Source organism: Oryzibacillus soli (assembly GCF_051594765.1).
GTDB lineage: Bacteria > Bacillota > Bacilli > Paenibacillales > NBRC-103111 > Paenibacillus_AR.
Genome location: NZ_JBPPGJ010000001.1, coordinates 250,498 through 274,573 on the forward strand (window position 1 = coordinate 250,498; position 24,076 = coordinate 274,573).

Genomic DNA, 24,076 nt, shown 5'->3' on the forward strand with positions numbered 1-24,076 from the left:
AGCCGTTTCCAGCGGGGCCGTATTCGCGCCATCTCCTGCAAAAGCTCTAGTTCAATTCTTCCGTTGTTTCGCGGAATTGCTTGGGCGTCATGCCCGTTGCTTTCTTGAACGCGGTGAAGAAATGGCTTTTGGCTTGGAATCCCGCAGCCTCGACGATATGGGATACCGGCCATTCCGTGGAGTGCAGCAGCTGCTTCGCCTTTTCGATCCGCTGAACCAGGATGAAGTCCGACAAGCTCACCTGCAATACATCCTTGAATATGGTCCGCACATAATTAGGCGAGAGCCCGATATGCGAACCGATGTCCTCAATCGAGAGGACAGGATTATGCAGGTTTTGGTTGACATATTGGACGACAGAGGCGGCAACATCCTCTTTCCGTTTCTCCCGTCCGGGCTTCTTCACCTTCGAGAGGACCGATTGGATCTCTTCCCGCAGCCACTCATTCACTTCATTCAAGCTGCCGTACTGTTCAAGCTTATGGTTAATCCCTTGCCAATTCTGAAGCGTATCCGCTTGGAGGAACGACTTGGCGACTTCATACATGAGACGGGCTAGATGGAACTTGCATTCCTCGAATGACAATTGCCGAAGCCATTGGAATATATCCTCCAGCACCTTCGCCGTTTCAGCTTCATCGCCGTTATTGACGGTCTGGATCAGGGTTCGGATGAAGTCGTTCGGCATATCCTCGAAGGATTGACCCAACAGGGAAGGACGGTCCGAACGTTCATAGATCTTATCTTCTCCGGTTAAGAACTTGATGTAGGACATCTCGAGAACTTCACGGTACAGTGCGTTTAGGTCGAAGGAATCCGTACTAGTTGTTGAGAACGCACATACGCAATGGATCTTGAGATAGAGGCTTACATTCTCTTTGGCCTCCGACAATACGTAGCGGGTCACTCCATCATCCGCCGGATCTGACATAAGAACGACGAGATGGTCGTCAGCGAAGTCTATCGAAGCGGCTGTCATCCGGTGATTCCGCATCGTCTCTTCCACAATATTGCCCATGGCGTATTTGAGCAGCCTGCGGGAATAGTACGTATACTCCTCCTCGAAGGAGGGGTACGATTCGATCCTTATGACCGCAAGCCCTACCCTCTGCGCGCCGGCGATCGGGGTCAATTGCCGGAGAGAACCAAGCGTCATTTCCGGCAACTTCCCATTTTGGACCCATTGCCTAAGCAGATCCTCCCGAATGATGTGTTGACTGGACTTGATGGACTGATCCATCTGTTCGACTTGAACAACCAGCTTGCGAATGCCGCTTCGAATCAATTCGTATTCGGCCTTATCGCGAATCGCATCGTCAGGTCCGCCTTCATTCTTATGAAGCAACCCGACCAGATCACTGAAGGGCAAGTAATTGCTTCTCGAGATCCAGAAAACAAAAAACAGTGTCAGTACAAACATTCCGCCTGCAGATAGCAGAATCACGTTCCGCAGATGGGATACTTTGCTCTTCCAGATCTCCCAAGGCATGAATTGGTAGACCGTCCAGCCCTCCGGATCGATCTTGCTGTACCTTACGGTCCATCTTTGGTCCCCGTTCTTCCACTCGAACGTCCCCTTCTCGGCTTGCGATGGATTGGGAACCGCTTGCGCCAAGCTCTGCGGCACTTCACCGATAATCGGATGGCCGTAAGGATCGGTGATGATAATTTGTACCAGGCTTTGATCGTTCGATTGAAGGACATAACGTTCCAGCAGCTTCTGGTCCAGCAGCATGATCAGGAAGCCCTCAGGCTTCTTCAGTCCAATCGTGCGGACAGCCAAATTAATGTAGGATTCCGATTGGTAATCGTGTCTGCTGAACCGAAGATACGGGTCGGAAGCTTCAAGAGTATCCTTAAGCAAGGGTTGGTCGTAAAATTCGGTGAAATCGAACATCGCTTCCCGTGAGGTCCATACCCGATTTCCGAAGGTGCTGATCAAATCGATGTTATAGATAAAGGGCTCCGAAGAGACATATTTCTTAATACTATCGTTCAACCGGACAAGCAGCTGAGGATCGGCATAATCCGTAAACCATCCTTGCACCGTCTCATCCTCATACATCCGCATCCCATAGAGGCGCAGCTTATAGAGGGTGAACTTGGTGTTCTCCACGATTTGGCCGAGCTGGGTCTGGGCAACCTGATCGATTTCTTCTCGCGCAGACATGGAGAATATTTGGACCAGGTACAAAGAAAAGACTGTGACAATGATCGTAAAGAGGATCGCAAATGTGGCAAACACCCGGAGATAGGTTTTACGAAGGGACCATTTCAGTCTTTTTATACTGCGCATAAGAGTTCCTCTCGCCTGTTGGATTAGAATCCATTATACCCAGCAAGACCGGTTTTCGGTAGTTCTGATTTTGACAATCACAGGCTTCAGAACGTCCGGTATATCTCCTCGAGAGAAAGATCAGCGCAAGCCATTACTTCATCCGCTGCGCCATAATACATGCGTACGGTTTGCCCCATGGGCAATACTCCGCAGGAGAACACAACACCACCGAAGAAGCCGTTCCTCTCATAATCCGCTTCCGGCAGGAGGACGGGCACACGGGACCTGGCAAGCACCTTGCCCGGGTCCTCCCTGTCCAGCAGGACCGCCCCCATACAATATCGATCGTTCATGTCGGCCCCATGGTAGAGCTCGAGCCACCCGTCATCAGTTAAGAAGGGTACAGCGCCGCCGCCGATTCTGCCGTTATCCCAGCTCTCATCACGCAAGCCGATGAGGAATCGATGGTTTCCCCAATGTATCAAGTCCGGCGATTCCGCAATCCACATCTCCGGCGAACCGATGGATTTGGGGACAGGACGATGCAGCATGAAGTACTTGCCCCCTATTGTGGCGGGGAAGATGGCCACGTCCTTATTCTCCGGAGGCAGAATCAACCCCAATCTCTCGAAGCGGCGGAAATCTTCCGTTACCGCCAATCGTACCGCAACACCCTTGGAGGATACGGCACTATAGGTGATGTAATATTGATTGCCCAGTTGGGTGATACGCGGATCTTCGATGCCCCAAGCCTCTTCTCCATCCATCGGAAACATCGACGGCTGCTCGTCAATCTCGAACCGGATTCCATCCTTGCTGCGCGCAACCCGCAGATGCGACATCGAGGTTAGATAGGCATACCGTTCTTGTTCCTTCACCACCCGCGAATCTTCATAATTGTATCTAGGATCGTCCTTGCTCAGATATCGGATCACCACCGTGCCATCCTGCCCGTTCAATACGGGTACGGCTATGTTGTTTCCCGGCGTTTCGACGGGCATCTCTGCAACCCGTAGCAGCAATATGATCTCATCATGGATGGCAGCTACCCCGGCATTGAACACGCCGACAACCTTGAAGTCAGGTCTGCTGGGCTTCACATGGTCAGTCGTAATAATCGGATTCTGTTCCATTCGGCCTATTCTCATCTTGTTCTCCTTCAACGTTTATCCGGATGGTCCACCGCGCCGAAGCGGTTCCAGCTTCTGGCGCGGTTGCAGCCTTCCTTTCATTTAACGACCGGACATATAAGCGTTCAATTGTTTTTGATATTCGTTTTGAACTTTTTTAAGCGTGGCGCCCAGTTTGGCTTTGAAATCCTCCATCCCTTTGTTGGGTTCAAGCGAACCGAGCAGGATCGGATAGACGAAGGAATTGGCTTTCAGGGTTGCCACCTCCTGGGCTACCGGTTCAGGATTGAAGGTGAAGCCTGCGTCTACCGACTTGATGAAATTCTTCGAGTCCTTCGTCCATTTCCACCACTTCAGGTCCTCTTCCGTTAGAGTGGCGTTATACCGTTCCAAGGTCGGATTCCAGATCCAGTCATAGCCGAAGAGCGGGTAATCCGCACTAAGGGGCTTGAAGCCATCCTGCCCTACCGCTTCCCAATCCTGCCCTTGGATGCCATAGCTCAAGAGATCGTAATTATCCTTCTGATTCGCCCAGTCCAGGAACATAATGGCCCGTTCTTTGTTCTTGCTTGTCTTCGGTATACTGATGAAGTTCCATTGTTTGAAGTCAGATACGTATTTCTTAGTAGGATCCAGCAGTGTCAGCCACTCTACTTCGCCGCCGAGCTTCTTCACCGCGTCTTGGATGTTCTGCTTTACGCCTACATCCGCGATGGTGATGGCTGCCGTTTTACCATTCATGAACAGGTCCTGCTCGTTCTTAACAGCCAGATTATCCTTGTTGATGATACCGTCTTCGTACCACTTGCGCATATTCTGGATACCGGCCCCTATACCGGCGTCCTTCTCTTCGAGCATGTTGTAGATTTTACCGTCGTTATTTTTCTTGTAGAGGAACGGGAACATTTGCGCGACTTCTTGCTTGTAGTCATAAGCCGGATCGTAGTTGAACTTGTACGCATTGGTAATCCGGTCCGTATCGACCATCGTAGTTAGAGGACTCATCCCCTTCTCATTCTCTTTTACTTTATACAAGTAAGTATTGAAGTCCTCGAAGGTTTGGATCTTACCCAACCCGTATTTCTCGCGCAGATCCTTGCGGATGTAGATGCCGCGGATTTGGTAGTGAGAGATTCCAAGGGGAATACCGTACACCTTGCCTTCAAACTTGTTGGCATCCCACATATCTTGGGGGCGGGTGCTGATGATGTTCGGTCCGTGCTGCTTCAACAATTCATCCAACGGCTCATACGCACCGGAAGACACCATTCGGTTCATGTGAAGCCATGGGGCGTCGAAGATCAGGTCGATGCTCTCGCCGGAAGCCAGTGCGACCGAGGTCTTGCTGTCCAAGTCGGACCAAGGAATGAACGTAATATCCAGCTTGGCGTTAATCGTTGAAGCCATTCGTTTCTCCGCTTCTGCGATGACAGCGTTCATCTTCTTCGGACGGTCGCCGGGAATATATATTTTGAGCGTAACAGGGTCCGGCGCTTTGGTCGTGCTGCCGTTCCCTTTTGCAGCGGAATCACCGGCTTTTCCGCTGCTTGGCGCTGCCTTCTCTTCGCTGTCTTTTCCGCTGCAAGCGGCTAGGATGCTCGACATCACGAACATCAGGACAACGAGCAGAAGCAGCCCGTTCTTTTCTTTCCCCTTCAAGAAACTCATGGCTTATTCCTCCCTTTTTTTGGACCACATCTATGCCTCAACCGAATTCGGTTAAGCCTGTTTAACCTTTGACCGAACCAACCGTCAATCCCTTGACGAAGTAACGCTGAAGGAAGGGATACAGCAGAATGATGGGGCCGATAGTCAAGCATACCGTCGCCAGCTGTACACCATAGGACGGGATGGCTTGCGTATAGCTTGTTCCTGAACCTTGAATGTAAGACGCCGCATTGATATTGGAGATCAGCTGGCGGATCATAATTTGTAACGGATGCAGGCTCTCATTGTCGATAAATAGCAAGGCCAGCCACCAGTCATTCCAGTATTGCAGAGCATACAAGAGGGTAACGGTTGCCAGTACCGGCGTGGAGATGGGAAGAATAATCCGGAAGAACGTCCGGTATTCCCCGGCCCCGTCTACCGTAGCCGCCTCATTCAACTCGTAAGGCGTGGTCCGGAAGAAGGACACCATAACGAAGGTATTGAATGGATTGAGCACATAGGGCAGGATAAGGGCCCAGACGGTGTCCTTCAGATGATACCAGTTCACGATCATCAGGTAAAACCCTACTAAGCCGGAGCCGAATAGCATCGTGAAATAGGTGAGAAAGGCCAATGTATTGCGGAACCGAACCTTACGGTGTGCCAGGACATAAGCATACATCGATGTGATGAGGACCGCGATCAGCGTTCCCAGGACCGTAACCGTAACTGTAACTCCGTAGCTGCGGTACACCTGCCCTCCTTGAAGCAGAAACTGATACGCGTATAGACTCAGCTTCTTGGGAATCACCTGAAAACCATGGACACGAAGCGCATTCTCATCAGTAAAGGATCCGATCAGAACCATCCAAAAAGGAATGAAGCAAAACAACATAAAGACCGTTGTGATCAGATACGATGAGATATTAAGGATGCGATCGTTCAATCCGTAAACCTTTCTATTCAAGTCCGATCACCTCCTAGAACAGTCTGGAATCAGGGTCGTATAACTTAATGATCCCATTAAACAAGAGGATCGTGATCAAGCCCATCACGGATTGGTAGAGCGATACAGAGGAAGCCATTCCAAAATCGCCCAGTCCGCGCAAGGCCCTGTAGGAATACGTATCGATCACGTCTGTCGTCGGGAACAGCAGGCTGTTCTCTCCGACAATTCCGTATATCATCCCGAAGTCGCCATAGAAGATTCTTCCGATGGCAAGCAAGGTCAGGATGATGATCGTCGGGCGCAGCATCGGAAGCGTAATATGAAGAATCTGCTTAAGCCGACTTGCTCCGTCAATTGTCGCGCTCTCGTACAATTCATCCGATATCCCGGAGATCGCTGCCAAGAAAATAACCGAATTGTATCCAGCAAACTTCCATACATTCACAACGGTTAAGATGGCCGGCCAATAGGAAGGCGAGCTGTACCAATCGACGCCGCTCATCTCCCATTTCTCCAACTGCAGATTGATCAGGCCGTTGGTAGAATTGAGCAGACCGAACACCATCAGGCTGACCACGAGCCAGGATACAAAGTAAGGCAGGAAGATGAACGTCTGGGCCAGCTTCTTATAGATGCGTGACCGGATCTCATTTAACAGAATCGAGATGATCACGGCTGTCCCTAACCCGAAGAAGATGAATAGCGCATTAAGACCCAGCGTGTTGGTCGTAATCCGGATCCAATCCGTTCCCCCGAAGAGAAACCTGAAGTTCTCGATCCCATTCCATGGGCTCCCCCAGATTCCTTCTGTAATCCTGAACTGCTTGAAGGCTATGATGTGACCGGCCATCGGCAGGTAGGCGAATAAGATAAGAAACAGGATACCCGGTAATGCCATCACATATAAACTTCGATTTCGTGCAACATCTCTCAACAATCCCATGATGCTCTCTCCCCTCCATGCTCCCATCATAGGTTCCAACGATTGGTTCTGTATAGTTCTTGATTTAATAATCGGCCATGATACGGGTACTCTGGGCGGTTCTGATCTTAACGAACAAAAAAAAGCCTCGAAATCGAGGCTTGGGTGATGGACTCATAATAATATGCTTAAGGCATCTGATTGAATACGACAGCAACGTCAAGCCCTCTCTTCAGGGTTACCAGAATATGTTTGCCTAATCCATCGTCATATACATTCGCTGGTTGGCCGTTTACCACTGCATGTGTCCAAGGAATACCCGACTTAAGGCTGACCACCTGACGCTCCGCACTCGACTGCAAGATTACACAAACCATGCCGGACAATAGATCCCACGACAACTCCTTCACCTCTACACGGGTTCGTGCCATGAGTCCATGAATGGAGCCTGAAGTCCAATCGGTGGGCAGTGCCGGAAGAACTTCGATTTCACCGGTATTCGAATAGAGCAATGCTTCATTCACCGCACCCATATTGCCGAACAATGTATCCGTGCAGTAGGAAGTACATCTTCTGTTCGTATCATGGTCGGTCATTAAGGAGGTGTAATAACCGGCGTCCGTCATCATCGGCAGAAGGGAAGCAACGACCCCGTCCCCCTTTTTTAACCGGGCGTATACCAGCGCCTTGTGCATCCAGCCGTGCCCGGCTGTCGCGTCCTCTGTATTGTATAGCTCTCGGTTCGCAACCGCTTTCCTTGCAGCTTTCGCCAGCTCCGGGTTGTTTTGCGTTTCATAAGCGGGCCATGCCGGGTATAAATGACTCAGATGGCGGTGGTTGTTGTTTTCGGTATATTCCTTCATCGCCCATTCGCGTAGAGCCCCGTCCCGGTCAAACGTGTAATCCGGCAGCAGCTCCAGCAAAGCCTCCCATTTGGCAATTGCAGCTTCATAACCGTCGCGCTTCACCGCGTTTTCCATTGCCATAACCATATAGAGACCATCCCGCGCAGCGGAGATATCCATCGTAGCATTGGCCGTAATCGTGCTGTTGTAGCCCAGCGGGTGGTTTTCCGGCGAATAGGAGGGAATGATCATATATTTCTCTCCCGGCTGCAGCGCTGCTCTGCCTTCCTCATAGCAGGCTCGGCCGCTTACATCCGTATAGTATTCCGGCGTACAGATTTGTTCCCAGAAATTAGCTTGCTTCGTAAGCAGCGGAAGCAAAATATCCTTTTCCAAATCCAGATATCCCTTGCCGATCAATTGTCCGAATTCTTCATCTGTCAGTCCCCCATCCCTCACGTGAAGAATCGGTTTCAACTCATGGATCCTCATGCAGTCGTTGATCGAAATATGTTGATTGCCGTAACACTGCCAATACTCGAAGATCGGAAGCAGACACCAGCTTGCTCCGGCATTCCAATATTGAAACGGATAGTCATTGTCGTATTCCACATGCATGGCGCGGTCGATGTCCGAGTTTACCGACACCTGCAGCGCATCATGCATGCTATAAGACAATCTTGCGTTGTATTCGAAGTCGGGCGTGTTCCTCAAGAAGAAGGTGATGTACCCAAGCTGCGCTTGTGTGAAATGGCCTGAATTCATGGGAGAAACCTGCAAATTCACATTAGCGTCCAGCGTATAGATGCTTCGCCAGCCAGGATTCCATTCTCCGGTCCACATCCCATACAAGCGCGGAGCGCTAGAACCGCTGCAGCATATCAAGGCATACCGTCCCTGGTTATACACCTGCTGCATAAATGCAGGATTGATTTTCGTTTTGGATTCCTTCTGAACCTTGATCAGTTCCAGATTGTCTGCATTCTTCAGATCCTCATCGCCTGCAAGAGTAAAACGCACGGCATTAAATTCTGCCGAATGAATGTCCCTATGTGGTTCTAACGCTGCGTCATAATCGAAACCGCCGGATGCATCTATATATTTCACTGCGACGGCATTCGTGTTATTAAATAGATGGTCAACGATAGCGTATTGCGTCATTCCTGCAAAATCTTCGATTCGGCCCATTTCAAAGGTTCTGTTCAGTTGCGTAATGAAATATACGGCATCGGCGTCACATACTTGAATGGCCGGATTCCGTTCTGCCCCAACGTTTATCGTCTCATCCGAGTCAGCCAGAAGCACTCTTTTCTTGGTACCGTTTACAACGATAACCTGTGTCAGGCCGGCGTATCCCCCATAGATCAGCTCGCTCCCCGGATAGGACGGGTAATGGGCAACTTGTGCAATATATTCGGCATTTGGATCTACCAGCTTTTTGTATTGGAGCTCCGATAGCTCATGGGCTCCGCACATGCTCGTAATGTCATCTATGGAGATGATCATATTGATCTTTGCGCCTACAGACGACTGTACGATCTTCGTAATCGCTACATGGTCTTCCCTGGAAGTAAATGAAGTGCGTATCCACACCCCATTCTCATCGGAGTATCGAACCCCGGTTTCCGCCGTTTCATAATTCGTCCATCTCGCATAATCCGATACCGTTCCCTTATTCGTGACGTTTAGTCTAAGCTGGTGTCCCGGATGGAAGGCATAATAAAAGGTTCGTTTTCTCGTTGTTCCGTCCGGAAACGTGATTTTCCATTGGTCATGTAGCTGAAAAACATTCCATCTCGCTTCGGCAAGCTGCCCCGTTAGTTCTTCAGGAATCACTCTGGGGTCCGGGGAAGGACAGTTGAACCACATATTTTGGAAAATATAAGTATCCGTATATGGCGAACCTGATGTGACATACCCGATTTCGCCGTTTCCGCTAACCATGCCGTCCCGCCATGCCCGTCCCGGATTGGAGGTTGGGACTTCAGTATAGGTGCCGGCGTAATTCCCTTTTTGGTACAGATGGGCCTTATCCTTATCTTTCATCCTTCTCTTACACTCCCTTTAACCGGATATATCCATATTATATCGGGAGAGGTAGCCTTCATGAATCATTCAAAGCGACACCTTGTATGGCACACACGTCGCATTATCACAGATCTTCATGTCGCAATCATACAGAAAATATTGAAAATGTCGTTATCTATTCCGTTATAATAGAACTATCATCTCGCAGAGAGGGGCTGCAACGGTGGGATACCCTGCATTACATTTCGGAGATTGGAACATCACCGTTCACATAGGTGAGTATGCATTCCACGTGCTTTATGTGCATCATGGCTATTTTTTCAATGCCATTCACAGACATAGTCACAGCAATAGGAGCTACGAGCTGCATGTGATCCCGAGCGGATCCGGCACGCTGATTGCCAATGGCCGTGAATACCCCTTATTACCAGGCTCCGTATATATGACCGGACCGGATATCGCACATGAACAACGGACGTCGCAGGATAATCCCATGTTTGAATACTGCATCTGCTTTGAAACGATTCCGGTAGGGGCACGGACACCTCCTGCCGGTATGGATAGTGAACAAGCCGCCATTTCCAGACTGTTGACGGAAACGAGCTTTTGGATAGGGCAAGACACACAGAATATGCTGTCTGCCTTCCTGCAATTAGCCGAAGAAACAAGCAACCGGTTTATCGGCTATTCCATCATCGTCAAGCAACTCATGGAACAAATCATGATCAAGCTGGTTAGAAACTACACGCACAACCGCTCTTCTCAATGTACAATTCCTTCCAAAACGTTAGATGATCAACGATTGGCGCTGATCGACCAAAGCTTCTTGTCTGATTATCCTTCCATCACTTTGCCCAAGCTTGCCCAAATGCTAGGTTTAAGTATAAGACAAACCGAAAGAACGTTGAAACAGGATTACGGCTCCACTTTTACACAAAAACGAACCGAAGCGCGATTAAATGCCGCTGTGCATCTTCTATCGACGACAGCCCTCCCCGTCAATCAAATTGCCAAAAAGGTCGGTTATTCCACGCTCGAACAGTTTTGCCAAGCATTCAAAAAAGAGTTCAACATGTCGGCTACCGCTTACCGCGCCAAAAAGAACGAACCCTGAGATCCATTGGTTCTCTACATCGATATAACCCCTTTCACTCTCGCCGTTGTGGCAATACAACCGCTGTATTATTTTGCTTTTCTTTTCCAGTGCAGGGAACGTCCATTCCACTTTGTGTCATTTGTGAATGTCTCTTTCTGCTCCTTGAAAACCACCTGCTGCCACATTTGATACAAATAGATGAGTATCGAAAAACCGACCATCATCGCCACTACTGCGATCGTAGGCAGGGTCGATTCGCTCGAAACAAGCCCCATTCGCTGCCATATCGGATACACGAGGTACATAAATACTCCATCCAACAGGATATTGACCATCAGGTATAACCATAATTTCCCGAACGTAAAGTGAAACACCCAGATGACAATCGCCAGATAGGCTCCATATACCCAAGGAATCGGAACAATCTTATCCCACCCGAACAGACTGGATGATGTCTCATCCCACCATCCGTAATGATAAGCTGCCTGATAAGCCAAGGTATGGATAATGGTCATACACAAAGCGACAGGCATATATCTGCGTACGGTGTCCATTCTTAATAAGAACAAGGATGCCCAAGGCACTACCAGCAAGGCCCATAACATCGTCTGCTTCATCTGAATTTAGCCCCAACGTTTTTTTGTTATATTATTACACTAATGGAATTAAGTTATTCGCTTCATCCAGAAAAACCGGCCCCCTCCATAAGGGGACCGGCCGTTGTTGTATAGCTCGGGTGCCACTGGCCCCTTGCTTATTTGCCAACGAGCTTCTTATAGGCATCCAGCTGCTTCTGGAGTTCGGCGACGACTTTATCGTAGCCGGCTTTTTTCAACTTGCTGCGGAATTCCTCCACGGCCTTGACCGGGTCTCCCACTTTACCGAAGGTTATGGCTGGCCCCATCTCTCCGGCAACCTGGGAGATCGCCGTCAGCTCCGCTTCAATGGCGCTCTTGTCGAAGACGAATTGGCCGTACGGGTAAGGCTTCTTGATCTTATCATACTCGGTATACAGCGTATCGATCTTATCCCAGGTCGTATCGCTCGGAAGCTCCAGCTTGTCGACGCGGCCGCCCCAGAAGTCGGCGTAGAAGCCGTGCTTGGCGTCATCATAGCCGGATGGACGGACGCGCTTGCCGTTCTTCAGCTCATATTGTACGCCTTCGATACCGTAATTGATCAGCTGGTAAATCTCCTTGTCGTTGCGGATCAGGTCGTAGGCCATAAGCGCACGCTCCGGATTTTTGCTGTGCGCTCCAAGAGACGTGCCACCGTGGGTGATGGACAGCTCCAGCAGGTTGTTCCGGGTTCGGGAGAAGGGGAACATCTGCAGCTCGGAGCCCGGCTGGGCCTTATCCATGTCGACGCGCAGGGACGAGAAGGTCTGGGTATGGTGCTGATCCAAGCCGGACAGACCGGCCTTCAGTGCAGCACGGTTGTCGTTCTTATTGTTCAGCACGTCCTCCCGCCAATATCCCTTGCTGGCCCACTCCTTCATTAGCTTGGCGAAATTCACCATCGTGTCGCTGAAGATGGGGCTGTCAACCGTATATCTATCGTTGTAAGACTTGGTGAACAGAACCGGCAAGTACCCCGTGGAGATGGGGAGCTCCAAATTATCCGTATAAGAGTTCACATACCCGCCCCAGAAGCTGGCGCCGGAAGCGACGTCGAACGGGATCACGTCCTTCTTATTGTCCTTGATGTACTGAAGGTACTTGCCGATGGTCTCCCAGTCCTTAATCGGCTCATTGATGCCCGCCGCCTTCGCCCAATCCCCACGATAAAAGAAGCCGTGATTCACCCATTGTGTATAGTCATTCTCCGGAATTAGGACGATCTTGCCGTTGTACTTGCTCTCTTCCCAATCCTCCTTCGGAATGGATTTCCAGGTCAGAGGCGCATACTTCGGGAGCAAGTCATCCAGGTTCTTGAAGGCCCCCCGCTGGGCGTTGCCCCAGGTATCGAGCCAGTCCGTCCCAATGGTGATCAGGTCCACCGCCTCCCCGGAGGCCAGCAGCAGGTTGTATTTGGTTTGCCAGTCCGCCCACTCGACCCACTTCCACTCCAGCTCGGCGTTAATCTTGGCCTTCATCTTTTCATTGACCTTAGCCAACACCGTATCGAACTGACCGTTCTTCGGCTTATCCCCCAGCACCACATAGCTGATCTTGACGAACTTCGAGGTATCTGCCGCAGGCTTCTCCCCTGTGGCCGCTTGTGTCGCTCCCGGTGCGGCGGAGCTTCCCGCCGCTCCCCCGTCTTTGTCGCTGCATCCGGCAAGACCAAGCGCCAGCATGGAGGCCGTCAGGATGACGGGCACCTTTTTCACTTTTACCATGATTGAATTCCTCCCCTTATCTGGTATTTCAATCTATGTGGGGGACCAATACGGCCCCGTACACAACATTACACAACCCTCTTACCCTTACCCTTTGACTGCACCGACCGTTATGCCTTGGATGAAGTATCGCTGCACGAACGGATAGAGCAAAATGACCGGCCCTGTGGCCACAACAGCGGTCGCCATCTTCATGGACTCCAGCGGCATGTCGCGCAGCGGCACGTTGGAGGCGGCAGCGGAGTTCTTGATGAATTCGGCGCTGGTCACCACGTTGTACAAGAATAGCTGGAGCGGCCGGTACTCCACGTCGGGTGAGAGGAACAGCATGGAGTTGTACCATTCATTCCAATACCCGAGCCCGATGAACAATCCGATGGTGGCCAGTGCCGGCGTCGTCATCGGCAGAATCAGCTTCAGGAAGATGGTGAAATCTCCGGCTCCGTCAATCTTGGCGGACTCGGTAATGGCGTGCGGGATGGAGCGGACGAAGCTCTTCATCATAATGATCAGGAACGGACTCAAGAGCCCCGGCAGAAGCACCGCCATATAGTTGTCCTTCAAGTCGAGGTACTGCGTGATCAAGAGATAGAAGGGGACCAAGCCGCCGGAGAACAACGTGGTAAAATAGATCAGGAACGAAATGCCGTTCCGGTATTCGAAGTCCGGGCGTTGCAGCGCATAGCCCGTCATAGCTACCAGAAACAAGCCGATGACCGTGCCTACCGCCGTGATGCCGATCGTAACCGCATAGGCCCCGATAATCTGGTCCGGGTTCTCGAACACGATCTTATAAGCGAAGGTACTGAATTCCGCCGGCCAGAAGTTAAAGCCATTCCTCTTGATCGACATCTCCGAGGTCAGGGAAGTGCCGACGACGAGCAGGAACGGCATCAGGCAAGCGAGGGCAAACAGGCCGATGAACAAATAACCGATGAAACGGATCCAGATCCCGGAACGATCCGTCCGGATGCTTCGGGTTGAATTCTCTCGAATAGCTTCCACGGGGGCACCTCCTAGAAGAGTGAGTTATCGGGCGATACCTTCTTCACCAGCCAGTTCGCGGTCATCACCACGAAGAAGCCGAACACGGACTGGTATAAGCTGACGGCACTGCCCATGGAGAAGTTGAAGTTGGTCATGAGAGAGCGGAACACGTACGTCTCGATAATGTCGGTCGTTGCGTACAACGCCGTGTTATTGGCGCCGACCAGGTTATAGAAGAGTCCGAAATTCCCCCTCAGAATCCCGCCCAGCGAGAATAGCAGCAGAATGATGAAGGTGGGCTTCAACCAAGGCAGTACGATGTAGATAATTCGTTGAAATGCGTTCGCCCCGTCGATCTCCGATGCCTCAACAATCTCATGATCCAACCCCATGATGGCGGCGAAGTAGACGATGGAGCCGTAGCCCGTAGTCTGCCACAGGTAGGTCAGCACGATGATGAAGGGCCAGATCGCGCCATTGGAGTAGGTCTTGACCGGTTCCAAGCCGAAGTCCCGGAGCACCTGGTTCAAGAGTCCATAGTCGTAGCTCAAGATGTTGTAAGCGATGAGCCCGATCAGGACCGCGGAGATAAAATACGGCAAAAACATCAGCGTCTGGGCGACCTTCTTGAACCACTTCTTCCGCAGCTCGTTCAGGAATATGGCCACCGTGATCTGCAGCACATTCCCCAAGAGAATGAAGGCCAAATTGTAAGCTACCGTGTTGAAGGTCAGCCTCCATAGGTCCCCGTTCAGGACAAGAAATCTGAAATTGTCGAAGCCGACGAACGGGCTTCGGAAGATGCCCTGGGAATAGTTGTACTTGATGAACGCCAAGTAGACTCCCGGCATAGGCAGGTATGCGAAGATCAGGAAGAAGACGACGGCCGGCAGGCACATGAACAGCAGCATCCGGTTATTCTTCAACCGTTGAAGCCAAGACCGTTTGCGGATAGGTACCGCTTCGGCCGAATAAGCGATGGCATTGGTTTTCATAGATGAGTCCCCCCCTTAGTTGATTATGATCATTCCTATGAATCAACCCCTCTGCGGCAGCTGATTGCAGCGCTTTCATAACCTGTGTACAGTCTATCCGGAAAGCGTTTGCAGTTCATCCGAGATTTCTCCGATTCCTTGTAAATTTCAACCCTTTTTTCCGGACTCCAGCCCCCTCCATCCCCAAGGGATGGAGCCGGCTATTATGGCATAACACCCAGCCGTATTTCATCCGACAAAACATCCATTTATATAAAAAAACTACGATCCTCCCCATGACCTTCCATGCTGAGCATGTGTTATGATAAATGGAGAAAACCCCCTTGGGATAAGAGAGGCAGGACATGGTATGCTCCCCTTCCGAAGCAGATTGTATGCCGGCATTCTGGCTGGCACCCTCCTCCTTCTGGCCGCCTCCCTGGCCTTCTGGCTTCGTTATCAGATGCCGGAGGCAGAGGCGGAGGCTCCGCAGCAGCTTAACATCGAGCTGGTATGGTCCCACCACTTCGGGGAGGAAGGCAGCCGCAAGTGGCTGGAGACCGGCACCCGGCGCTTCAGCGAAATGCACCCCAACGTAACCTTTAAGATGCTGCCGATCGACGGCGGAGACTATGGCGCCTTCCTGCGCAATAAGGCCGTTACGGGAGAGCTCCCCGATCTGTATATGATCGATAATGTTGAAGCCAACATCGATCTGATCGAAGCGGGGTACGCAACGGACTTAAGCGGACAGCCTTTTTTGGACCATGTTGAGAACGCTTACCTGGAGGGGGTCAAGACCTCGGATGGCCGGATCTGGGCATTGCCCATTGATGTTGATGGCGTAGGCATCACCTATAATAAGACGGTCTTTGCCCAAGCAGGCATCAAGGAGCCGCCCACGACCTGGAGCGGGTTCATGGAGGTATGCCGGAAACTGGCTGACGCAGGTTTCATACCGATAGCAGCCGGCTTTCAGGAAACCTGGACGCTTTCCTGGGATGTGAACAGCGACCTCATCCCCACCGTGATGCAGTCCAAACCTGACTTCATCCGGCAGGTGGAGAACGGTACCTCCACCTTCTCCGATCCTTCCTCCGGCTTCCGGGATGTGCTCCTTCGGTTGGCTCAGCGCTATCCCTATATGAACAAGAGGGTGTTCGAGACGAATTGGAACGAAGCCTTGTCGCTCTTGGGAAGCGGCAAAGCCGGCATGATCGTCAACGGTACCTGGAGTGTAGACGGGGTTCGGTCCAAGTATCCGGAAGCCGAGATCGGATTGTTTGCTTATCCGTATTCAGAGGTGCCGGAAAATAACCGGTTTGCCCTGAAATCCACGGGCGGCATCGTCCTGAACCCTCGGTCCTCCCATAAGGAAGACGCTCTGAAGGTGTTGAAGCTGTTCGCCGAAAGGGAGATGGGTGCCGCGCTTCAACAGCATAAGAAAAGCCTCTCGGTTCTTAAGAACCTGAATGCAGACTTGGATCCGGCCTTCGCCGAATTGAACCGCCAATACCGGAAGCCCGGCAAGATCTTCGATTGGTCCAGTCTTAATGTCGGCTTCAAGAGTCCGGAGCTCGGGAACGTCTTCATCTCCGGGATCACGGAGTTTCTGCTTGATCCCCGCCACGACGTGGATCAAGCGCTCCGGAAGATGGACGATACCTTTGACCGGTACCGGCCTCGCGTTACTCCCGGGCAAGGAGGCAAGCCATGATCAGGATATGGCAAGGCATGATCCGCAGGGTGAAGGCGTTTAGCTTCCGAACCAAGCTATTTCTATCTAATATGATCCTGATCGTGATTATGGCGGCTGCCATCGGCTCCTTGGTCCTGATTGCGACGAACCGATATACCGAGATGCACGCGAAGGACTTGTCGCTGCAGGTCGTCCACCAGATTGCGGACACCATCGATTACCGCAGGCACGAATTCAGCAATTCCACCGTCTATCTGTTGAACGATCCCCTGCTCCGCAACATGCTGATTACCCAGGAGACGGAATTGACCTCGGACAACATCCCGGCTTACCGCCACCGGATGAATACCCTCCTGGCCCAATTCGGTACCAACAATCGCCATATCAAAGCCATTATCGTTAGGACCAAGCGGGACTTCGTCTTCAGCTGGGAGAGAGATGGGCCCGGCAATATGCTGGCGGAGGGCAGTCCGGCCGCCATTGCCGACCGGGCCAAGCAGCTTCTCGAGTCAGAGAAGCAGGATACCCTGTGGCGCTCCTCTCTCCGGGATACGGACGAGATCACAATCGCCCGTTATTACATCGATGTCAGTCAGATTAACCGCCGGTTCGGCATTCTGATCTTCCAGCTGGATCCTGCCTATTTCCTGGATTTGCGGAAGAAGGACTCCCTCATCCAGAATGACAGCGTGGCCATTCTGGACGAGCGCAACGAGTTTCTCATCGGCGGCAGGAAGACCCTTCTCCGCAAGGTGGTCGACTCGGCCCCTGCCTCGGATACCGTCGTATCCGCCGTGGATGGGAACCGGTATCTGGTGGCACAGGAAACCAACCCCTCCGGTTGGAAGGTTATCAGCATGATTCCCATGTCGAAGCTTCTGAGCCACTACCGCTTGCTGGAGTGGATCATCGTCATGATCGCTGTCGGAGCCATCTTCATCTCTGCCGTGCTCGCCTTTTACTTATCTGTGTCCACGACCCGTAACATCAAGAGACTGGAACGCACCATGCGGAAGGTGGAGGACGGGGATTTTGAAGTGCGGATTACCCCGCTGGGCTCGGATGAGATCGGCATCCTGGGCCACCGGTTCAACACCATGCTGGACCGGCTCCAGGAGCTCATCGATACGGTATACAACGAGCGTCTCGCCAAGCAGCAGGCGCAGTACTCGGTGCTGCTCGCTCAGATCAACCCGCATTTCTTGTACAATACGCTCGGCACGATCCGCTGGTATGCCAAGATGAAGATGGCCCCGGATATCGAACATATGGTGGCCTCCCTCCTTCATCTGCTGAAGGCGTCCGTGCGGAAGAAGGGCGAGTTCCATTCTCTGGCCGAGGAATTAGCTTACATTCGAAGCTATATTGAAATACAGAAGATTGGGTACGGGGATGCGTTCCAGGTTCATTATGAGATAGACGACTCCCTCTTGTCCTGCTCGGTGCTTCATATGACCCTTCAACCGCTGGTAGAGAATTCGATCCTCCATGGCCTGGAGATGTCCAAAGGAGGAGGCAGCATCGTGATCCGCGCCTACCAGTCGGGGGACACGCTGACACTTGAAGTGGAGGACAACGGCGTGGGGATGGACGGAGAACGGATCCGCACGATTCTCGAGACCGGCGATCGCCGGCTGTCCTATCCCGGCCTCCACAGCATTGGAGTCCGAAGTGTGAATGAACGCTTCCGGCTGTATTACGGACCGGATTACGGACTTTCCTACGAGAGCATCCCTGGAACGGGAACCAAAGCCATCCTTCGTCTTCCTGCCACAACGACTGCTGAGGAGGGGATCTGAAATGTACCGGACTTTAATTGTGGAGGATAATGCCATCTTCCGCTATGCGATCCGAACGATCATCGACTGGGAGCAGCAAGGATTCATACTGGCGGGGGAGGCTGTCAATGGCAAGCAAGCGATGGAACGATTGGAGGAGCAAGCCGTTGACCTGTTGATCACCGACATCAGCATGCCCGAAATGAATGGCATCGAGCTCATCCAGTCGGTGAAGCAGCTCTCCCCTCACACCCAGGTGATCGTACTCAGCTCCTATGACGACTTCCAATTCGTCAGAGAGGCTTTGAAGCTGGGCGCCATGGATTACTTATTGAAGCACGACCTGGAGGAAGAAACGCTTCTGAAGGCGCTTGCCCTAGCCCGTGAACGGATCTTGCGGGAGCGGCAGGCCACCGGCTTGTCCGCCGTCACCGGTCGGGATCTTCTGAACCGGCTGCTTGTTCAGGCGCTCCTAGGCAGAATGGAGCTTTCGGACTTGGAGGCGCGTGCCGAGGAGCTGCACCATGGCTTCGGACGTGCACCACTGGCAGTGATCGCCATGAGGTCTGTGTCCCGTCAGACTTCGGATGACTTCCTGGACAGGATGGAAGCCGTGGGGAGCAGCCTTGGACTGGAGCATACGATTGTGGCTCCTGCTCCGGGGCGCTTTGCAGCAGTGGTCAGCTTCGGCAAGGAGCGCAGCGAAACCCGCTTAGCTGCTATGGCCCATCAAGCCGCCTCCTTGTTCGCCGCGGAGCTGCGCAAGCTGCAGCTGCCCTGGTCGGTCGGGCTTAGCCGCATCGTCTGGGGAATGAAGGAGCTGCCGACACTATATTCGGAGGCCGAAGCCGCCCTTTTCCGCAGCATATACAAGGAGGAGCCGCGACCGGCTGTATACGCCCACAGCTTATGTCCCACGAAACCTCCGGAAGCGCCGCTCTCTGATATGCTGCATGACATTTGCGTGGCCATGCGCTCCACTTCCGTGGAAGCCGTGCTCCACCATGCCGACCGATGGCTTGGCGGGCTGAAGAAGCAGCAGCCGGAGGAAGCGGTGCTGAAGCGTCTGTGGATGGATCAATTCGCTTTTCTTGTCGCAACCGCCACCGAGAAGCAGATGGCCATCGAGGACATGGAGTACTGGCATCGGACCGTTCACGAATCCTTGACCCGGCTGGAGCCCGTGGAGGTGCTGCACCGCCTCTTTGTCAGCCGATGCTTGCAGGTGTTGGGAGCCAGGGAGACTCCGGCCGCAGACCGGAAGGAGATCCACCGGGCGATGGATTACATCGAAGCCCATCTGCGCGAGGAATTTACCGTCGTGGACATCGCCGCCGTGCTGAAGCTTAGTCCGAACTATCTGTCCAACCTGTTCCGGCAGCAAACCGGTAAACGGCTGATCGAATATGTGCAGGAGCGGCGAGTTGAAGCGGCCAAGAAGCTCCTGAACGACAGTCCGCTTAAAGTGTACGAGGTGGCGGAAAAGGTGGGCTTTAAGGACACCTCTTATTTTTGCAAGGTGTTTAAGGAAATTACCGGCATGACGGTGTCGGACTTCAGGAAGTCGCTATTGCGGTAGTAGCATATTCAAGGACGATCCGCTCGTTGAAGTTGAAGCGATGCTTCCATGAATATTGCTACATTTCATTGTTTTATTTCATGTAACCTTTAAGGGGGTCGACTATAATGAGAATGCTTTGATGTAAGCGATATCATTATTAAAAGGGGGGAATGGTACATACGTATACGGGCTTAATATCGTACGAAAGGAGCACGGGGTATGAAAAAAATTAAAGCTGGGAGAATCACCATGAGTCTGCTAATCATGTCATCCATGGTGTTATCGACATTCGCTTCCGAGGAGGTTCCTATGGCAAGTGCAGCTACATATACGGCTACTGTGAATCCAAACATCCAGCATCAGACGTGGGAAGGGTGGGGAACGACGCTCGCCTGGTGGGCCAATGTCGTAGGCGGGGCTGATCCTGCACTTAAAAACCAGTATGCAGACAAGTTGTTCAGCTTGAACAGTGGTCTTGGCTTCAATATCGTCCGCTACAATATCGGGGGCGGAGAGAATCCGGCCTATCCCAACCACATGGAGTACAGGGCCCGCGTTCCGGGCTATAAAGCTTCGGCCAATGCAGCCTATGATTGGAATAAGGACGCGAACCAGCGCTGGTTCCTGACCGCTGCGAAAGATCGAATTGCATCCAACGAGTTTATTGTCGAGGGCTTCGCCAATTCTCCGCCTTGGTGGATGACGAAGAGCGGGAGCGTTACGGGTAATCAAGATGCTGACGAGAATCTGAAGGACGACATGTATGACGACTTCGCGGACTACCTGACGACGGTCACCAAGTATGCACGTGATAACTGGGGCATTACGTTCCGGACGTTGTCAGCCTTCAATGAACCGAGCTCTGCGTATTGGTACTTCGGCAACCGGCAGGAAGGAAACCGGATGTATCCTGCCAATCAAGAGAAAATGATCGGTTACCTCTATGACTCGCTTGCGGCCAAAGGGCTTCCCACGCGAGTAAGCGCCCCCGAAGAAACCAGCATCGACCTGGCTAAGGCAACGATTAACAGCTACTCCGCAACAACAAAATCGAAACTCGACCAATTCAATACCCATTCATATTCTGGCAGCGACCGGGTCGGGCTGAATACGGCAGCAGGCGGCAAACGGATCTGGAATTCCGAGCATGGAGACGGCGATGTGACCGGGGAAACGTTGACGAAGAACATTCTTTGGGATATCAAGTATCTGAAGAATCAGGCCTGGGTGTACTGGCAAGCGGTTGAAGGCCACAATTCAGGCTGGGGTATGCTGGAGACGGATCTCAATGAAGGGGGTAACCGTTCCTTCAACGTCGTGAAGAAGTATCACGTTATGATGCAGTGGAGCAAGTTCATCCGTCCCGGCTATCGCATCATTGATATCGGGGATGACAATTCCGTAGCGGCTTACGACAGTGTCGGACAAAAGCTGATTATCGTTACGAAGAACGATTCAACGAGCTCGAATACGATTACTTACGATCTGTCTGCCTACACAAATGTGGGACCCGTAACCGGTTATCGTACCGGGTACACGGGTGCCGAAAACATGGCGTCCATATCCAACCTGAGTCTAACAAATAAGAAATTTACGGTGACGCAGCCTTCCAAATCGATCTCATCTTACGTTATTGAGAACGTAAGCGGAACGAGCGATTCGGGAACTATTGACACGACAGCCTACTACAAAGTCGTGAATCGCAATAGCGGTAAGCTTCTTGATATTAGCAACGGTTCAACTGCTGACGGTGGCGACGCTATCCAATGGACGGACAACAGCGGAACAAACCAACAGTGGAAGTTTACCAGCACCGGCAATGGCTACTACAAGCTGACCAACCGCAAGAGCGGTAAAGTGCTGGATATAAGCGGCGGTACCACGTCGGATGGCGGGAACGCAATCCAGTGGACGGATAACGGAGGTATAAATCAGCAGTGGCAGCCCGTCAGTTCAGGGAGCTACTATAAGCTGATCAACCGCAACAGCGGTAAGGTGTTAGACGTCAGCGGCAGGTCTGTGTCCGATGGCGGGGATGTCATTCAGTGGGCAGATAATGGTGGATCGAATCAGCAATGGCAGCTGGTGAAGGTGAATTGAACGACGAACAGCCGGGGGATGGCCCTCCGGCTGTTTTGCATCATAGAACAACGAATCATCGACCATTCTGTGCATCGTAATTTTGGATATATCCGTCCAGGATGGCTTTTCCTCCCTGATCCATGAACTGTTGAACCGAGGATTTGTATAGACTGTCGAATTCGGCCGGCTTGGCAAACATCAACTTGGCCAGCATTTGTGCCGACAGACTCGTGAGTTGTGTGCGGTATTTCGAATCAGCTTCATTCGGCATAGAGTAGTAGTAAGGTGCATAGTAGTCCGTCATCGATACTTTTAAAGCTTTCTCCACATCTTTCTCAAATCCCGGATATCCAGCAGAAACGGCTGCCACATTTTTCTCTGGACTCCCTAGCTCGATACCATTCGAGAGAATATCGTAGTCAAGATTATTTGCCACTGTCATCATCTTATCACCTGATGTCGTCGTTCCTGTCTGAACCGGAACACCATTCACCATGTTGTAATCCTCGCCTTCCTTACCATTCTGGAGGAAGAGAGTATTTTTGGGGTCGACCATCCAGTTAAGATATTGAATTGCAAGGTCAGCGTTCTTGCTGAATTTGGGCACCAAGACAAACATGCCATTCGGGCTGTACCCCTGCTTAGGATGTTTGCCCGCATCATTCTGCCATGGATCAATCGGTATGAGTTCTGCGCCTGGGACGTTTGCTTTGAGGTTGGTATAAGTGCCGGGAGCAGTTCTGTACGGACCATCCCAGTTCGTGTAAAATGCTCCGACTTTGCCGTTTGAAATATCGGCGTCCAACTGTTTGCCATCCTTGTCAGTCGCGAAATTCGGGCTAATTAACCCCTCATTAAACATTTTGTTCATATATTGGACAGCTTTATCATACCCTGGCAAATTCCAAGGCGGCAAAGTCACGCTTTGAGCTTGAAGCGTAGCAAATTGTTTTTCTGTAAGGTTGGAAGGTTTAAAGGCTTCCATTATAAAGCCCACGCCCGGAGTAGAAGAACTCAAGCTATATCCATAAGGAATAACTCCGGATACCTTTCCAGGATTCTTCTCCTTAAATGCTACCATGGTGTCGTAGAACTGTTGTGCTGTCGTGGGGACTGGCAGCCCCAGTTTATCGAGCCAGTCTTTCCGTATAAAGGTATTAAAACCTGCAAGGAACGTCCTTTTTCCCGGTATTGCATACTGTTTTCCATTAAATTGACCGTATTTTAAGATATCACCGCCAAGATAGCTTTTGAGAGACGAACCATGTTTTTCGAGAACGGAACCAAGATCCGTCAAACCACCCTGGCTAACATATTTATAAACGGTTGCTGAGTCGTACGTGAATGCAACGTCAGGTGCCTCGCCGGATGCCATCAATACGTTCAGCTTCTCCACTTCCTGGGAACGGGGGACGGTAACGAACTTTACGGTGGCATTATATTGCTTACCGAAATTATCGTTGATATATCTTGTCCAATAATTATTGTTCAAATCGGGCTGTCCGGGCTTGCCTCTGTCAAAAACTTCGACAGTCAACGTTCGATGTTCTTTGGGAGTACTGACGCTTTCCGTGCTCTTCGGGCTATTCGACGTTTGTGCGTCGCTTGATGAACAGGCGGCCAATGTCGAAACAACCATAAGCGTTCCTAGAGCAATCGAGATAAACTTTGTACCCTTCACCTTCATGTAGACCTCTCCTTTTAGATATTTATTATATATACATGTGTGAAATAAATGGGACCATTCATTCCACGC

Annotated in this window: 16 protein-coding genes; 5 read left to right on the forward strand and 11 right to left on the reverse strand. The window is 51.5% G+C overall.

The features are described from left to right. Window positions 1–46: 46 nt before the first annotated feature. From ACSEXW_RS00810 to ACSEXW_RS00835, 6 genes are all read right to left on the reverse strand, one after another. Window positions 47–2,170 (reverse strand): AraC family transcriptional regulator, encoded by a 2,124-nt coding sequence (locus tag ACSEXW_RS00810; protein WP_438444183.1) that lies wholly within the window; start codon window positions 2,168–2,170, stop codon window positions 47–49. A gap of 212 nt (window positions 2,171–2,382) precedes the next feature. After that, window positions 2,383–3,426 (reverse strand): glycoside hydrolase family 130 protein, encoded by a 1,044-nt coding sequence (locus ACSEXW_RS00815; RefSeq protein WP_438444184.1) that lies wholly within the window; start codon window positions 3,424–3,426, stop codon window positions 2,383–2,385. Window positions 3,427–3,510: 84 nt separating this feature from the next. Beyond that, the gene (locus tag ACSEXW_RS00820; protein WP_438444185.1) at window positions 3,511–5,076 is read right to left on the reverse strand and encodes an extracellular solute-binding protein; all 1,566 of its coding nucleotides are present in this window, start codon (window positions 5,074–5,076) and stop codon (window positions 3,511–3,513) included. 61 nt (window positions 5,077–5,137) lie between these two features. Next, a complete protein-coding gene (locus ACSEXW_RS00825) occupies window positions 5,138–5,953 on the reverse strand; it encodes a carbohydrate ABC transporter permease (RefSeq protein ID WP_438444410.1) in 816 nt (271 codons plus the stop codon). 85 nt (window positions 5,954–6,038) lie between these two features. Next, window positions 6,039–6,950, reverse strand: coding sequence for an ABC transporter permease (locus tag ACSEXW_RS00830; RefSeq protein ID WP_438444186.1), 912 nt, complete (start codon window positions 6,948–6,950; stop codon window positions 6,039–6,041). A gap of 167 nt (window positions 6,951–7,117) precedes the next feature. Then, on the reverse strand, window positions 7,118–9,820 hold the full coding sequence (locus ACSEXW_RS00835) for a glycosyl hydrolase family 95 catalytic domain-containing protein (RefSeq protein ID WP_438444187.1): 2,703 nt from the start codon (window positions 9,818–9,820) through the stop codon (window positions 7,118–7,120). A 205-nt stretch (window positions 9,821–10,025) separates the two neighbouring features. Between ACSEXW_RS00835 and ACSEXW_RS00840 the strand changes: the two genes are divergently transcribed. Then, the gene (locus ACSEXW_RS00840; protein ID WP_438444188.1) at window positions 10,026–10,916 is read left to right on the forward strand and encodes an AraC family transcriptional regulator; all 891 of its coding nucleotides are present in this window, start codon (window positions 10,026–10,028) and stop codon (window positions 10,914–10,916) included. 68 nt (window positions 10,917–10,984) lie between these two features. Here ACSEXW_RS00840 and ACSEXW_RS00845 read toward each other — a convergent pair whose 3' ends face one another. From ACSEXW_RS00845 to ACSEXW_RS00860, 4 genes are all read right to left on the reverse strand, one after another. Beyond that, window positions 10,985–11,515, reverse strand: coding sequence for a hypothetical protein (locus ACSEXW_RS00845; protein ID WP_438444189.1), 531 nt, complete (start codon window positions 11,513–11,515; stop codon window positions 10,985–10,987). A 137-nt stretch (window positions 11,516–11,652) separates the two neighbouring features. Further along, entirely contained in the window at window positions 11,653–13,239 is a 1,587-nt protein-coding gene (locus tag ACSEXW_RS00850; RefSeq protein WP_438444190.1) for an ABC transporter substrate-binding protein, read from the reverse strand. A gap of 87 nt (window positions 13,240–13,326) precedes the next feature. Continuing rightward, window positions 13,327–14,235, reverse strand: a complete 909-nt coding sequence (locus tag ACSEXW_RS00855) for a carbohydrate ABC transporter permease (RefSeq protein WP_438444411.1) — start codon at window positions 14,233–14,235, stop codon at window positions 13,327–13,329. A 20-nt stretch (window positions 14,236–14,255) separates the two neighbouring features. Then, on the reverse strand, window positions 14,256–15,221 hold the full coding sequence (locus ACSEXW_RS00860; protein WP_438444191.1) for an ABC transporter permease: 966 nt from the start codon (window positions 15,219–15,221) through the stop codon (window positions 14,256–14,258). Between the two features lie 349 nt (window positions 15,222–15,570). Here ACSEXW_RS00860 and ACSEXW_RS00865 point away from each other — a divergent pair, with 349 nt between their 5' ends. From ACSEXW_RS00865 to ACSEXW_RS00880, 4 genes are all read left to right on the forward strand, one after another. Then, on the forward strand, window positions 15,571–16,917 hold the full coding sequence (locus tag ACSEXW_RS00865; protein ID WP_438444192.1) for an ABC transporter substrate-binding protein: 1,347 nt from the start codon (window positions 15,571–15,573) through the stop codon (window positions 16,915–16,917). Then, window positions 16,914–18,698: a sensor histidine kinase gene (locus ACSEXW_RS00870; RefSeq protein WP_438444193.1), complete on the forward strand. Its 1,785-nt coding sequence runs from the start codon at window positions 16,914–16,916 to the stop codon at window positions 18,696–18,698. Before ACSEXW_RS00865 ends, ACSEXW_RS00870 begins: the two co-directional genes overlap by 4 nt. A gap of 1 nt (window position 18,699) precedes the next feature. Beyond that, on the forward strand, window positions 18,700–20,256 hold the full coding sequence (locus ACSEXW_RS00875) for a response regulator (protein WP_438444194.1): 1,557 nt from the start codon (window positions 18,700–18,702) through the stop codon (window positions 20,254–20,256). A 201-nt stretch (window positions 20,257–20,457) separates the two neighbouring features. Next, complete coding sequence (locus ACSEXW_RS00880; protein ID WP_438444195.1) at window positions 20,458–22,338, forward strand: RICIN domain-containing protein; 1,881 nt, start codon at window positions 20,458–20,460, stop codon at window positions 22,336–22,338. Window positions 22,339–22,393: 55 nt separating this feature from the next. Here ACSEXW_RS00880 and ACSEXW_RS00885 read toward each other — a convergent pair whose 3' ends face one another. After that, window positions 22,394–24,007 (reverse strand): extracellular solute-binding protein, encoded by a 1,614-nt coding sequence (locus tag ACSEXW_RS00885; protein ID WP_438444196.1) that lies wholly within the window; start codon window positions 24,005–24,007, stop codon window positions 22,394–22,396. Window positions 24,008–24,076: the final 69 nt, after the last annotated feature.